Source organism: Mucilaginibacter sp. 5C4, from assembly GCF_034345625.1.
In the GTDB taxonomy this organism is placed as follows: Bacteria; Bacteroidota; Bacteroidia; order Sphingobacteriales; family Sphingobacteriaceae; genus Mucilaginibacter; species Mucilaginibacter aurantiaciroseus.
The window spans coordinates 3,416,615-3,432,826 of sequence record NZ_CP133775.1; the positions used below are offsets into that span (position 1 = coordinate 3,416,615).

The 16,212-nt window shown below is 39.6% G+C and carries 7 protein-coding genes; 1 reads left to right on the top strand and 6 read right to left on the bottom strand.

Annotated elements, in window-relative coordinates; translation table 11 throughout:
• Positions 1–44: 44 nt before the first annotated feature.
• Both RHM67_RS16120 and RHM67_RS16125 read right to left on the bottom strand, forming a co-directional pair.
• A complete protein-coding gene (locus tag RHM67_RS16120) occupies positions 45–2,084 on the bottom strand; it encodes a glycosyl hydrolase family 95 catalytic domain-containing protein (RefSeq protein ID WP_322227948.1) in 2,040 nt (679 codons plus the stop codon).
• An 11-nt stretch (positions 2,085–2,095) separates the two neighbouring features.
• Positions 2,096–3,424 (bottom strand): vanadium-dependent haloperoxidase, encoded by a 1,329-nt coding sequence (locus RHM67_RS16125; RefSeq protein ID WP_322227949.1) that lies wholly within the window; start codon positions 3,422–3,424, stop codon positions 2,096–2,098.
• Between the two features lie 206 nt (positions 3,425–3,630).
• Between RHM67_RS16125 and RHM67_RS16130 the strand changes: the two genes are divergently transcribed.
• Positions 3,631–4,569: a hypothetical protein gene (locus RHM67_RS16130; protein WP_322227950.1), complete on the top strand. Its 939-nt coding sequence runs from the start codon at positions 3,631–3,633 to the stop codon at positions 4,567–4,569.
• 5 nt (positions 4,570–4,574) lie between these two features.
• On the opposite strand, the gene RHM67_RS16135 is transcribed toward RHM67_RS16130, so the two are convergent.
• From RHM67_RS16135 to RHM67_RS16150, 4 genes are all read right to left on the bottom strand, one after another.
• Positions 4,575–7,925, bottom strand: a complete 3,351-nt coding sequence (locus tag RHM67_RS16135; protein WP_322227951.1) for a VCBS repeat-containing protein — start codon at positions 7,923–7,925, stop codon at positions 4,575–4,577.
• A 4-nt stretch (positions 7,926–7,929) separates the two neighbouring features.
• Positions 7,930–11,226 carry a VCBS repeat-containing protein gene (locus tag RHM67_RS16140; protein WP_322227952.1) on the bottom strand — a complete coding sequence of 1,099 codons (3,297 nt, stop codon included), beginning with the start codon at positions 11,224–11,226 and terminating at the stop codon, positions 7,930–7,932.
• A gap of 93 nt (positions 11,227–11,319) precedes the next feature.
• A complete protein-coding gene (locus RHM67_RS16145; protein ID WP_322227953.1) occupies positions 11,320–12,864 on the bottom strand; it encodes a RagB/SusD family nutrient uptake outer membrane protein in 1,545 nt (514 codons plus the stop codon).
• A gap of 12 nt (positions 12,865–12,876) precedes the next feature.
• Positions 12,877–15,906 carry a SusC/RagA family TonB-linked outer membrane protein gene (locus RHM67_RS16150; RefSeq protein WP_322227954.1) on the bottom strand — a complete coding sequence of 1,010 codons (3,030 nt, stop codon included), beginning with the start codon at positions 15,904–15,906 and terminating at the stop codon, positions 12,877–12,879.
• Positions 15,907–16,212 lie beyond the last annotated feature (306 nt).

Here is a 16,212-nt window from a genome sequence, read left to right on the forward strand (position 1 = left end):
AGACGCGGGATATCGCGCCTCTACGGTATTACTTTAAGATGAGATTATTTCACAGTATAGGTTGTCTTGTTAACCCCCACACCGGTAATTTTTAACGATTTCCAGTTAGCCGGCAGTTTGCTTTTTATCTGTATGATACCTGTCGGTGTAATGTCCAATCCACCGAAACCCATCAGCATGGCCTGGATAATGCCACCCGCGCCGGTTGCAAAGTATGGATTGGTACCACCCTTGGTTTCCGCAATTACACGGAACGGTGGGTTAAGGTTTGGCTCGTAAGCTTCCTTAAACCATTTATAGGCTTTTTGCCCATCGCCCAAGCGGGCGTAAAGCAGGGCGAATACGCCTTGCGTCATGGCCGGGGTACCCTCGTTTGGTACACGAGTTTCATAATATTCCAGGTCTTTTCTGATCTGCGCCGGGTCGGTTATGGTTTTAAGCGGGTAAGCCAGCAGGTTTACGTCTGCCTGCTTAATGCCCTCACCTTTATATTGTGCATGCTCCTGCGTTACGCCGTTTGCCATTTTAAGGATAGGGATATTGTTAGCAACATTCACCCAATCGCTATCAGCTTGTATGCCCAGGATCTGCGCGGCGGCTGTGGCATTCATCAAATTGGCTTTTGCAGCTGCATTGGTGAACGCGTTATTATCGATATTCTCGGCCCACTCATCGGCAGCCACCACGTTCTTAATATCGTAATGGCCTGCACCGTTACGTTCTACCCTGCTTGCCCAAAAATCTGCAGTGGCAGATAGCAGCGGCCAGCCCCTGTCGCGCAACCATTGCTTATCCTGCGTTACACAATAATATGCCCAGGCGGCGTTGGCTACGTCGGCACTTATGTGATGCTCAAATGGGCCGCTTAATGCCCAAACGGGTGTCTCTTCTACCCCGCTATCGGCGCTTTCCCAGGGGAACATCGCGCCTTTATACCCATGCGAGAATGCATTTTTACGAGCGTTCTCCAACCTTTCAAAACGATACTCCACCATCGATCTGGCAATCTCAGGGTGCATCACCAGCATAGCCGGGAACATCCAAAGGTCGGTATCCCAAAACACGTGGCCGTTATACCCTAAACCCGACAACCCCATTGGCGATGGCGACAAAGCGGTGCCCGCGCGCGAGAATGAGTACAGGTGATACAACATGCTATGCACATCCTGCTGTGCCTGTGCGTCGCCCTCTATTTGTATATCGCTTTTCCAAAGCTCGTCCCATGCTTTATTGTGGAATTGGATCAGCCTATCGCGGCCTTCTAACTTTGCAAAAATAGTAAGGCGCTCTGCTTCGTTCAATGGGTCGGCATGATGAGCCGATGTAATTGAGGAACCTGTTACCCCATATTTATAGGTTTGCCCGGCAGTTATAGCACGACTAAACTTCATCAGGTGCATGTTATTGTCCCACATTTCGTGGATAACCCGAGGCTCTTTGCCGTGCTCTTCGTTAAACAAAAACGACGTTGATGCACATAACTGTAGTTTACCTGTAGGCGATTTTGCCGTTGATGTAAGCAGACTGATAGTTACATGGGGGCGGTCAATTTCGTTATAATAATTTTGTACATCCTTTAGGGCGTCCGGTGCTTCCATTACACTGGCAGCGGTTATATTAATAGCTTTTTTTGCGGTAATAGCAACATCCATCAGCACGGTAAATGGCAACTGGCGTAAGGAGTAATAAGTATATGTAATGCTCGCCTTGTCACCATAATCAAAGGCAGTTGTCATAGCGGCATGTTGCATATCCAGTTCCTGCTTCATGTTGCTTATCATCTTGACATCAAGGCGTTTGCCGTCAACCTCCAGGTACATATTTAGCAGGTTAAAGCTGTTCAGAAAATTACTTACCCTGCCACGCCCATAAAGGTCATAAGCCCCGGCGAGTACTACATTTTTTACTCTGAATGGCTCGGGAGACGATACTACACCGATCATCCCATTGGCAACTGTAATACCATAATAGTTATTTGGATCTATCTTGCCAGCCTTAATAACCCACGGACTAACGCTTTGCGCATTTAAATTCGGGGCAGCAAACGCATTTAGAATTATAAAAAATAAAACTGTTTTTTTCATAAAAAGCATTGTTACCTAATTTTTAGATGTAACTTTTCTACCACCAGACGTCCAATTTTACGGCCCGACATATTACCTGCAACACATGCCATTTTATAGTGGATCCCACCATAAACGCGCGATAAACCTGCCTCTTGTGCTGCTGCCCTAAATGATGTAAAGGTGCGTGCAGGAATACCAAATTCAGATTCGGAAGCATCGGTGTAAGCCTTATTATCCCCAAAAGCATGGGTAAGCACTTCGGCGGCCGCTGCTGATATTACGGCATGCCCGCTAATATATTCGGGAAATGGCGGGGTTTGAATGTACGGCCTCCAATCAGGGTTAATCATTTTGGTTATTACAGTTTCGGGGCGAACGCTGTTAGATGTATATTTTACGTACCAACAGTTTATAAAAGCATCAAATAACGCTATTGATGCTTCAGTATAGGCTGCGGCGGTTGTGCCAAAATCGGCATTTTTCATTTTAGAGCCAATGGCTGCAATATTCATCCAGTGGCCAGCAGGGCCAAATTTTTTGGTAGCGAATGATGCGTGGCCTATCACATTTAATTTGAAGGCGTTATCATCCCAAAAATCAGCCATGTTCTTTTGATCGGTGGTTAGGCTATCACCTAAAATTTTAACCTCCATTACATTCTTGTAAAACACACCGCTTTTATCTGTCATGTTATAAGCAGGAGGTTCAGGTGCGGATATCTGCGAGGCCGAGTCTAACACCATTGTGCGAATTTCGCCCCAATGCGGCTCAAGGGCCTGGGCATACATTGGAGGCGTAGGAATCCAACGGCCATCTTTACGTGTTACAGTATACTTACTTGCAGATCGGGTTTGAGCGTAATTGTCTTTCTTACTCCATTTCATAATGTGTTTAGCAACACTATCTGAGTAGGCTACCGAATTTTCAAAAACATCTGACGGCATACCGGCGTCTTTAACCATTTGTTTTAACTCATCAACATATATTGACATACTACCTTCGGGAAAGGTAACCGCGTTACCTACAAAGCAAAATGATAAAAGCGATGCAAATTGAAAATCTATTACCTTTCCCTTTTCTGGTTGTGGTGCTTTAAGCAAGTGCTTAATCTGCCCGGCCAATGAGCGGTAATGTTGGGGGTCACCGGCGGCAATCACTTCATATGCGGCAATATTGGCATATACGTAATTACGAGATGCTATAACCGGCGGGAAATTATTTTCGAGCACGATATCATTTAGCTTTTTTACTGTAGCGCGATAAAGTTCGGGGTTGTGAGTAAACTTTTGGTAGTCGGGCTTTTTGCAGGATGTAAACACAAAGATCACACCTGCAAGCAAAAACAAGAAACGGTTCATATCATAATTTAGTTTAAGAAAAACGTGATGGCATGTACCATAAACTTACATTTGCTTTTCTTTGATTATAGGCTAATATAAGGTTTTTTAGGTGATAGCCCAGTACATATATTATTTGATATTAACCCGCTTAAATAATTACTTTTACAGTACGAAAGGGCCTCGTTATAAGTTAAGCCCCCGCCATAAAATATTTCCTGATTTCCATGAAAAAACCGGTTCTCATTCTCTTCGGCTTATTGCTTTTAGCTTTTATCAGCATTTATTTTGTTATCCCTCAAAAAATAAAAACTACCAATGTTATTGACATTGATGCGACTGATATTAACGTTTCTAAATTTTTAGTTAATAAAAAAGCGTGGGCTAAATGGTGGCCGGGCCAGCACAATGCTATTGATAGCAGTAATTACAGCTTAAAGGGTGTAATATATACATTGAAAGAAAGCACTAACAGCGAAATGAAGGCGATTATTAAATTTGATGATATTAAATTAAATACACAATTAATTTATGCTACAACAGGCGAAGATATTTGCGAAGTAACCTGGTTCACCGAAATGCAAAGCAGCCTTAACCCTTATACGCGTGTGGCCGATTTTATAAAAATTAAACGCATTACCAAGGACATTGATGGTATATTAAAGAGCTTTAAAAAATTTATGCAAACTGATGTTAATGTTTACGGTATGTCTATTAAGATCTCACGGATTAAAAACCCAATTGTACTTGCATTAACCACAAATACACCCAACTACCCAACTCCCGAAGTAATCTACAACCTTGTAAGCGAGCTTAAAAAACAAATAAACGAACAAAATGCAATGGGATTAGATTCGCCTATGCTAAACATACACGTTAACGAAACTAAAGGCTACCAGATAATGATTGCCATACCTATAAACAAAGTTATAATGCCAGGTAAAAATATGGCAATAAACAACCTGGTTAAAAATGGTAACCAATTAGAAACCAATGTTAAAGGTGGCAAAAATGTTATTTTAAATGCTTATGCTCAATTAAAAAATTACCAAACAGCACATCGTTTAATATCACCTGCTATGCCATATGAATCGCTTATAACTAACAGGTTTACAGAAAAAGATACTGCCAAATGGGTAACAAAAATATTCTGGCCCATTTTTTAAAATTCTTACTTAGTTAGCAACATAACTTTGCCATCGTAGGTAGTAATAATAAAACTATTTCCATTAACTGTTTTGTAATTATACAAATGAGTTAGTTCCTGCGAATTTATCATCCCGTTAATCCAATATTCAGGCGTCGAAAACTGTTTAGTGCGCTTATCATAATGGGCAGTTACTAATCCTAAGGCATCATATTTACCTTCGTACGGTACAATGCCCCAAAAATTACCACTAATCAATACATCATCTTGCTTATTATTTAATGGTGTTATAAAACGTATTGGCGCCTGCTGGTATAGGTACGGCAATTCGTTTACATTTTTGGCATTTAAAATATCGCTTATATAAATACTGCTAAATTGGTTTGCTTCTAAACGTCCACTATCTGTAAGCTTATCTTTAAATATCTCGGCAGTAGTTTTATCAGCCATCTTTTGATAGCTTAAATACTCTTTTTTTAGATACGGCAATTCTTGCTCCAGGTCGTTCTTGGGGCGGAAAGGGTAATAGTTTTCTTTATAAAAGTAAGAAAGGATCAAATCGTTTTTACCATCATTATCTAAATCGTTGTTGTAAGCATAAAGTGGCTGCTTGCCATTTACATTATACTTGTTATTCGTGCCCCAATTACCGGCTATCAAGTCGGCTTTTCCATCGCCATCAATATCAGTAATTATTGCCGACTGCCACCAACCCTTTTCATTGTTAAGTACCGGTGATGAAAATTTAAGTAATTTCTTATTCTTGTTGAGAAATATCTGTATCGGTTGCCATTCGGCGCAAATAATCAGGTCATCAACTCCGTTGTGGTCAATATCTGCGGTAGCAATATTGGTGATATAGGGAATACTCGTCAAATCTGCAAACCGATCTTTGGCTGCTATTGCAAAATTACCATTGGATTTATTTAGCAATACAACCGATGCCGCAGGTAATGTATAATTTTGAAATGATACGCTACTACTAAAAAACAAATCTTTAATGCCATCGCCATCAAAATCATAAGCTAATATTTTTGATACTAAATTATTGATTTTTGGCAGTGCTTTATATTCAAACTTATAATTCCCTTTATTAATGTACAAGCGAGGCTGTGTATTTTTGCCTGATTCTACTAAAGGGTGGTTGGCACTTAACACAACCAGATCGGGCAGGCCATCGTTATTTACATCAACCCATTCGGCTTCAGTATCGCCTTGTTGCTTAAATGGGGCAAAGGCATCAACCATAACTTTGGTAAAGGCACCATTTTGGTTACCTGCTAAAATATATTTGTCTTCGCCGGCAATACCGCCGACGTAAATATCTTCTATACCATCCCCATTTACGTCGGCAACCGCAATACCGGGTGTGTGTGGCAAATAAGTATGTGGTAGTAAGCCATAATAATTAAAATCGGGAGTTTCAAACGGCTGAACCGTGGCAAGTAACTTTGCTTTGACATTGGCATAAGTAAACTGCTTTTTATCGCTTATGTACGACGAAATTAAACCCGATACATCTAAAGCTGGCTGCGTTTTACTTTTGGCGTAAGTAATAACTGTTTTTTCACCAAGATTTAACTTTTTAATTATCTGGTAAGAATTATCCGGCCAGAGCACCAAAAGCTCCAGAGGTTTATCACCGGGTAAAAAAGTAAAAAGTAGGTTATTACCCTGGGTACTTTCATAAGCAGTGCTGGTTTGTATCTCTTGGTGGTCTACCTGTTTCGCCGAGCGCAGGTAAAACTTTGTGCCAATACCATCCGGGTTGGCTTTTGTATACTTTATGCTAAGTTTCAAAAACGATGGCTTATTCTTGTGGTTCTCCATTGTCATGTTTTGATAAATAGAGGCCGGAGCATTCATATTATTCGTTACCAGTTCAAGATCACCGTCGTTATCCAAATCAACCGCTATCGAGCCTGCAGATATTGAAGCATCCTGCATATCGTTACCGCCAGATACATCATTAAACTTTAGTTTATCGCCTCCGTGGTAAAGGTAATTATGCACGTCGCCATCTGGCATCAGGTTTATTTTCTCCTTATCAAAAAAGCGACTGGTCTTAAAATCTTTTATCACGTTGGGGTCGCCCAAATATTTGAGATAATCCATATCGTTAAGGCGCTTTTTTATACCATTAGAAAAAAACATATCCTTACGACCATCCATATCAAAATCCTGTACTAACGGTGACCATGTCCAGTCCGTTGCAGACATGCCTGCGTATAGGCTTATATCTACAAACTTTTTACCATTGCCAACATTTAACTGCAAGCAATTTTTAGAATATTGGTAGTAATACCCGGCGTTTACCTCTTGGTTATATATATCCAGCGGTTCGTCGTTTATGGTTGATTTTAGCACCTTCATTTCTTCGGGAAGCATATCAGTACTAATAACATCAAGGTATCCATCCTTATTTACATCGCTTAATGTATTACCCATTGAAAACAGACTGGTATGCCCAAAAGCACTTTTCAATTCCTCTTTAAATGTTCCATTTTTTTGATTCACGTAATAATAGTCCTGCTCAAAAAAATCGTTACTTACATATATGTCGTCCCAGCCATCGTTGTTTAAGTCGCCAACGCTAACACCAAGTCCATAACCAATGGGTGCCGAGTAAATCCCCGAGCCGGCGGTTACATCAATAAACTTATTGTTATCATTCCTAAACAGGTGATCGCCGGCATCATGACTTATCTTATAACGCAGGGTAGAGTCGCCGTAAGTATCATTACTATGCACAGATGAGGTGAGCAGGAACATGTCCAAATCGCCATCTTTATCGTAATCGGTAAAAGACGCCTGTGTTGAAAAGCCCGAGAAATCTAATCCATATTTGGCGGCAGATTCGGTAAAAGTTAAGTCACCGTTGTTTATGTAGAGCTGGTTTTTGCCTTTAAACCCCTTATAATTTGATACTACGCAAACGTAAATATCCTTTAAGCCATCTCCGTTTATATCAACCACCGTTACCCCGGTTTTCCAACTACCGGTACCGGCAACACCCGCCTTGGCGGTAATATCCTCAAATTTAAGGTCGCCTTTGTTTAGGTATAATTTGTTAGGGCCTTGGTTTGATACAAAATAAAGATCTTCCAACCCATCATTATTAAAATCTGCAGATGCCACACCTGCACCATTGTAAAAGTAAAGGTAGTCCAGTATGTTAACAGAATCTGAAACAGTATTTTTATTTACAAAATTAACGTTGGTTTTACCCGGTGGTAACAATTTAAAAATACCATAACCAACCTTCTTTGTTTTGCACGATGTATAAATTGCTACACCTGCCAATATAATGCAGCAAAAAAGTAACAGTTGTTTATAGGGTTTAGCTATTGGCTTTTTATTTTTAGCTTTTGGCATATTACTAACGTAGTTTGTAAGCTTTAAGCTTATCGTCATTTACACCGAACAAATAATATTTTTCTCCCCTGCTATTTTTTATCATTAATGAAGATCGTATTTGCCCGGTAAGTTTGATACCACTTTTTGCAGGTGAAAAGTATACAAATCCATTTTTGGTATATTTATATATTGGGCCGTAACTTGCATCTAAACGCCCAACCTCGGGCTTAAAACCATAAAAGTTACCGCCAAGTATAATAGCTGGTATGCCGCTATTATCAATATCATCGCACAAAATGGTACTTACATTTGATAACTGCGCATTATAAGGAAGTGGTTTACATGTAAACTTGTTATTATTTCCATTTATAAATACTGCCGATGACAGGTAATTCATTTCGTGTTCCTCTGCACCCTTAAGCATCTCGCTGGTGAAAACTTCGTTAAAAGGCTTGCCGGCATAATCTGCATATTTCAAATATTGCTTTTTTAGGATAGGAATTTGCCCTGTCAAATCGGGCTTCATATGAAATACGAATGGCAACCCCTCCCGGTATATTGATGTAACGCATTCCTTTGTGCCGTTACCATCAAAATCTTTAATATAAATTTTCATTGGTTCGGTTGTGGTTGCCTTAAACTTTGAGTTAAGACCCAGGTTACCCGCAATAATATCTAATTTCCCGTCGTTGTTTATATCGGCAATTTCCAAGCTGCTCCACCATCCTTTGTAGCCGTTAAGCTGTTTATCCTGTGTAAATTTACCATTATTATTCATGTAAATTTTGATACCCATCCAATTACCGGCAATTACAAGATCGGGGCAACCGTTACCATCAATATCGGCCCATTTGGCGGCGGTTACCATTCCAGGCTTAACATCTCCTAAAACCTGTGCTGATACATCAGTAAAATTTCCCTTGCCATCATTGTGTAACACATATGACCTTGGCGAAACCCCATAGGTACCAGGCACACTACGCCCACCAATAAAAAGATCAGGGTGGCCATCTTTATCATAATCGCAAGCGACAACAACAGAAGCGTTTACCGATAGCTTGATAGCCTTTTGAGCATTGCGATGCAAATTACCCTTGCCATCATTCTCATAAAATCGTGGGTAATAAATATTGGTACCAGCTTCTTCGGCATTACCGCCTACACCAATAATCAGGTCCTGGTCGCCATCACCATCGAAATCGCCAAACGCCGCGCCTGCATTTTCAAGGTAACTTTGCTTCTCAAAATCCTGAGGAATGTATTGTTTAAATTTGCCGCCTTTTTGCTGCGTATATATAGCAGCCGGACTATCTTTTGAACTGCCGAAATAAAAATCGGTTAACCCATCTTTATTAATGTCACCTTTGGCCATGTAAGGGTTTTCGGTAGATAACATTTGCAGCATCAGCCGTTCGTTGTCAAAATCTATAAAGCCATCTTCGGTATGCTTTGGTATCGTATCAAACAAAGCCTTTCCAGCCTCAACAAAAATGGTTTTTACAGGTGGTTTAGTAAAATTGTATTGCAGATGAGCATCTGTAATTTTATAAGTATAAACTTTGTTGCTATGCACGTTTGTGGCAAGCTGGTACTTACCTCCAGGCCAAATAATTTGTACTGAATCGGCTTGTTTAACTTTCCCGATACCTATAGTAAGTAAATTTGGCGATGTGCTGCTTTCAAACCCGCGTGTTGGTTGCTGATAATATGTTATTAGCGAACCTTTTGAATAAACATTAATGGTAGTGCCCACCCCAAAACGATTAAGTTTAGCACCTTGCAGCTTTATTTGAATAAAGTTATTATGTAATTTCTCTGCGTTATTTTTATAAATAAACAAAGGCATGTTTACATTATTAACAACAAGGTCGTTATCGCCGTCGCCATCCAGATCGCCGTAGGCGGCACCGTTGCTAAAGCTTGGTTCATCCAGGCCAAAATCGATAGTTTTATTAGTAAACGTTAAATTGTGGTTGTTTAAGTATGCGTAATTCACTAATGGCGTAGAAACCATCTTATTAGTAAAATCCTTATAGTCGAATTTCTTTTTTTCTGCAATCTTATCCATGTTTTCTCGGTTGCCCAAAAACTCTACATAATCCTGATCAGTTAGATCTTTATAAATTCCGTTCGATACAAAAATATCCTTCCAGCCATCGTTGTCCATATCAAAAAAAAGCGCGCCCCAACTCCAGTCGGTCGCGCTTACGCCGGCTTTAAACGCAACTTCAGAAAACGTGCCATCGCCATTATTTAGCTGAAGACAGTTTTGCATAAATTGGTTAAAATAGCCATCGTGCTGTTTTAGTTTTATCACGTCGTATGATTCAAACGACGTCATTTTTTTTAACCGCTTATCACCTTCAGGCAACATTTCGGTTGTAAAAATATCAAGATTGCCGTCGTTATTTATATCCGCGATATCTGACCCCATCGAGGCCAGGCTAAGGTGACCTGTTTCATTTTGAATATCTTCTTTAAACGTGCCATTTTTTTGATTGATATATAAGTAATCGCGTTCAAAAAAATCGTTAGAAACATATAAATCAGGGTAACCATCATTGTTAATATCCGCTACAGATACACCAAGGCCGAAGCCTATATCACTTGAAAAAATCCCGGCCTCTTTAGTTACGTTTGTAAAGTGGCCGTTATCGTTACGATAAAATCTTGCTCCACCCAATTTATCAACAACTGCGCGCAGGTTTTGACTAAAATCAAAAGAGCCGATAGGCCTAAACGAATTATTTAGAACAAAACAGTCCAGATCACCGTCATTATCGTAATCTAAAAATATTGCCTGGGTTGATAAGCCATTGTCTACCAAACCATACTTTTCGGCTTCTTCTTTAAAAGTGCCATCTTTTTGATTAATAAAAAGCTCGTTACCCCTTCTGTCGATTATATTACCGCTATGGCAAACATAAATATCCAGCCAGCCATCACCATTAATATCAACCATGGTAACGCCTGTGCTCCAATACTTGGTTCCTTTTACGCCGGCTTTATCCGTAATATCATCAAATTTCCAGTTTCCTTTGTTTAAGTATAGCTTATTACCCCCCTGGTTTGATGTAAGGTAAATATCATTTAACCCGTCGTTATTAATATCACCAATGGCAACGCCGCCACCGTTATAATAATTACGAAAGGTAAAAACATTAGTTTTGTCCTGCTCATCTAACTTATTTATAAAGTTAATGCCCAGCTTATTGTTATCCTGTATAGAAAACAAGGGGTTTTCTACGCCTTTTCTATGACAAGATGTTAAACCAATAATAATAACTGTCAGGATAAAAAAGCTACTTCTTTTAATCATTTGTAAAGGGAACAAAAAACAAACGTAGCGAATTACTTCGCTACGTTTATAAAAATCAAATCAAATATAACTAATTGGAAATTGTTTTAGTTATTAATAACCCGCGTTTTGTTTTAGGTTAGGGTTAGTATCAACCGCACGTTGTGGAATTGGGTATAAGGTGCGAGTTTTAGGTGATGCTATTGAACGCTGATCAACCGGATCATTAAATTTCTCAAAACGAATAAGGTCGTTTCTTCTCCAACCTTCCCAGTATAACTCACGGCCGCGTTCTGCAAGCATATCGGCAGGTGTAATGGTTGCTAAGGCAGTTGCACCGCGTGGTACACGTATATCATTAACAAGCCCTATCGCAGTTTGACCGTTAGGATCTATACCACCACGCATAATTGCTTCAGCTTTCATCAACAATAAATCGGCGTAACGTAAAATAACATAATCGTTTGATGAGTTATCGTCATTAACCGTATTATTTGCAGATGGTTGCGGAAAGTATTTAAACACCCTTATGCCTTGAGCTTCTGTTGAGAAGTTGAGATTTACTTCTGGAGTAAACACTAATGGTTTACCGCTTCTTTGTGTTAAAGCTTTGTTAGCAGGGCCATATTGTTGCCCAACTGCGAAACCGGCTCTCAAACCAACTTTATCAGTTAAGCCAGGATAAGCAACACCCCGGCGTTCGTCAGTGGCCTGAAATGAGTTGTAAAAATCAGCAAGAGTTGTAAAGCCGTTCCAGCCGTCTGGGGTTTGATTATAGTGTAACCCCATTCTCCAGCGATTTCTAGCAGATGCTGGCGCGCTGGTTGTTGTATTATAAAAACCAAATATATTGCCATGAGATTGCTCTGAATTGTCCCATGCAAAATCTTGGAAGTATTTACCGGTAGGCTCCAACATGTAGCCGGCAGCCGAAACTTTATTAACGTATTCAACTACCTTATTCATATCTGCTGCGGCAAAAGTGAATGGGCCGCCAACTGTAGCCGATGCATACACTGCTTTGTTAAGATATACTTTAGCAAGCAAAGCTTCTGCAGCAGCTTTTGAAGCAACACCAATGTTTGCAGGACTAGCAGTAAGATTAACTTCAGCTTCTTCAAGATCTTTAATAATAAAGGCAGTTGCTTCAGAACGTGACATTACTTTTGGTACTGAAAGCACCGGTGCATCTGCTTCACGAAAAGGGGCTTGCCCGTACAGATCTACAATTTGGAACATAAAGTATGCCCGTAAAAACTGTGCCTGTGCTTTAATATTATTATCAGCAGCTTTTGAAATTACTTGTGTTGCACGAAACACACCAATGTTTAATTCATCCCATGTATCGCTAACTTGGTTGTGCGTTGACGTCCAGGTATGGGTATGCAATTTACGCCATGTACCAAAGTCACCCCAGTCGGTGCCACGAGTTGGGCCCATCATTTCATCGGTAGAATGCTCTTGCAACGCATAAGTATTGGCCTGATTTGTTTGTCCGTATAATTGCGAATAAACACCATTTAAATCGGCTGAACCCGATGCCGCATTCGGATCTTTTAACGACTTTGAGCCATATAGCTTTTCATCCAGTTTTGCACATCCTGCGGCTGTTACGACAATAAGCCCGCAGATTAATGCTTTAATAGTTATTTTTTTCATACTAATATTTATTTAAAAACTTGCGTTTAAACCTAATGTAAATATCCTTGCTTTAGGGTAAGATGTATAATCAATACCTCGTGAAGCAACATCATTTCTTTGCTTATCTGTGTTTACCTCAGGATCAAGACCGCTGTAGCTGGTAATCAAAAACAAGTTTTGACCTGTTAAGGATAACCTAAAAGATTTAAATACACTTTTTTGTAATGGGAATGTATAACCAACAGTAGCATTGCTTAGTCTCAAGAAATCACCTTTTTCAAGGAAACGTGTTGACACCTCTCCAGAGTTAAGAGCATTTTCATTAGTAGCAGCTACTGCTTTAGTTACGTTACGGCCGCTAACAAGGTTGCCTTTGTAAAAAAAAGCATTAGCTGTATTATTGTAAATTTGGAAACCAGTAGCAGCATTTAAGAAGAAGCTTAGGCTAAAGTTACCATAATTAAAATTGTTGGTTAAACCAGCGGTAAATTTAGGATTAGGGCTTCCTTGTATAGTCAATGCATCTATACCTTGAGGGTAAATACCAAAGCCGTTTGCATCTAAACCACTATAATTTGGCACGTTAAAACTAAATAAAGGATAACCATTTGCAATGATCTGTGCATATGCACCTGATAAACCTTGACCATCAACATTACCTGTTACTATGTTACGACCAACAAAGTTACTTACGCTGCTCTTTATAATAGTCATGTTATACGAAATATCCCAGGTAAATTTCGGACCTTGTATAGCGGCAAAATTTAAACCTAACTCAACCCCTTTGTTCTCAACTTTAGCAGGCAGGTTTAAGTAAACCCTGGAAGACAATGATGGTTGTGCAATATCCTGGTAAAAAAGCAAGTCGGTAATTGATTTATTAAAATAGTCAAACGATCCGTTTAAACGACCTTTTATTAATGAGAAATCTAAACCTGCACCGTAAGTGGTGTTGGCTTGCCATTTCAAATCGGGATTACCCTGGTAATCTGATGTAACTGCAGTTCCATCGAAGTTCAGTTGACGCACAACATCCAAAGATGCATAAGATGGAATTTCTTGGTTACCCGTTTTACCGTAATTCAGTCTTAAACTTAAATCTTCAAAAAAGCCACCTTTAGGCATAAAGCTTTCACTGCTTATGCGCCATTTAACTGCAACGGCCGGGAAGTTACCATATTTGTTGTTATTACCAAAGCGGGTAGAGCCATCGCGGCGTATTGTACCGGTTACAATGTATCTATCTTTGTACGAGTAATTTACTCGTGCAAAATACGACTGCAAACGATAGCTCGAGCTATCTCCTACAGGGTAAGGCAAGTGTTGCTGAAAATCATTATAATTTTTAACTAATACACCTGGCTGGGCTGTTTTAAACCCAAATTCATTACGATTAAAGTTTTTAAATGTCTGGTATGAATAACCTAATAGGGCAGTTAAACTGCTATTGTCGCTCCATTTTTTATCATAGTTCAAAGTATGCTCAGTAGTATAATTTGTTAATTCATTATACTGATTAATTGCAGTACCATTACCTGTTGGAGAAGGGAAATTAACTTGTCTGATACCAATTGCATCGGTATAACCAACAACTTTGGGATCGTAGTACGTTTTTCTAACACCCCTTGATATATCAGCTCCAAAGTTCCCTTTGTAAGAGAGGCCTTCAAATAACCTAACCGTCATAGTAAGGTTATTTAAGTACCTGTTAATATTATCCCTATCATCAATTTGATTTAGTAATGAAACCGGATTTCTAAAGCCATTACCGTTAGGGAAGCCATCAGAGTTATAACCGTTTAAATTAAAATAACGGCCTTGGTCATCAAATACAGGTGCAGTTGGGTTAAGTTGAATAGCCGCACCAATTAAACTACCGTTGAAACCAGCATTGTTTGTAACTGGAGCAAATTGATTTTTTACGTTTGAATAAGCTGATTGTAGATCAAATTTCAACCGCTCACTAAAAAACGATTTGGAAGCGTTGATACGTGCATTTAAACGTTTAAGCCCAGAATTTTTAACAATGCCTTTCTGGTCATCATAACCGATTGACGCGCGATAGTTAGATGTATTGTTTGCACCACCAAAACCAACATTATAGTTTTGAGATATTGCTGTACGGAAAATTTCCTTTTGCCAATCCGTGTTGCCTCCGTAATCAACACCACCTGACGATGCAGGGCCTGCATTAGCACCCACTGCTGCTACTGCTTCAAGAAACTGACTACGGTTAAGTATATCATATCTTTTTGCTGTTGTGGCAAGACTCGTATTTGCAGAGAACTGGACGCCCTGCCCTTTACGGCCCTTGCGTGTGGTAATTAATATTACACCATTTGCTCCACGAGAACCGTATATAGCAGCAGATGATGCATCTTTTAATACAGATATATTTTCGATATCGGCCGGATTAAGAAATGCCAACGGATTACGTGCTGATGAGCTACCTGCACCTACGCCGTAGCCGCCAGATGTACCACCATTATCTAACGGAATACCATCTACTACATATAACGGACCATCGCCAGAACGAATAGAACCGGCACCACGAATATTAATAGTGGCAGCCGCGCCTGGCTCACCACTTGATGGTGTAACCTGAACGCCCGAAATACGCCCTTGTAATAACTGGTCTGGAGTTGTAATAATACCCTTGTTAAAATCTTTAGGACTTAATGAAGCTACAGAGCCTGTTGCATCTTTAATACGCTGTGTACCGTAACCGATAACAACAACTTCATTTAACGCTGTATTTGTCGACTCAAGACTTACAGCCAAAAATGTTTTGCCCTCAAGGTTTACTACCTGGGCTTTATAACCTATATAGGTTATATTTAAAGAAGTTGTGCTTGCAGGTATAGAAAGCCTGAAGGTACCGTCTGCACTTGTTAAGGTGCCAACACCGCCTGTAGCACCAATAGATACGCCAATGAGCGTTGAACCGTCTTTTTTGTCTGTTACCTTACCTGTAATAACTTTGTTTTGAGCCAATACTGGCTGAACAAAGAAACAAGTTAAAGCAAAAAAACATAGTGTGAGTAAGTTTTTAATTTGCATAGTTTGGGGTTTAATTAATAATTGGTTATATAATTGTTAGTACATGGTTCATATGAATCTCCGGAAATGGCTTACGCTATTAAAACAGGCAAACAAATTTACAGACGCACACAATAGTTAGTTGTGTAATAAAAACTCGAAAAATTGAAACAGTATATATTGGTTTATAAATGCGCTCTTTAAAGCTGCATATCTGGTTTTTAAAGTTGGTTAAGCTCAAAAAACTTTTTATCTGAATACAAAGATGTATGTCTCACGGCTCATTCCCTACTACTTTATTGGCGTTACAAAAAAATATAAACTTTA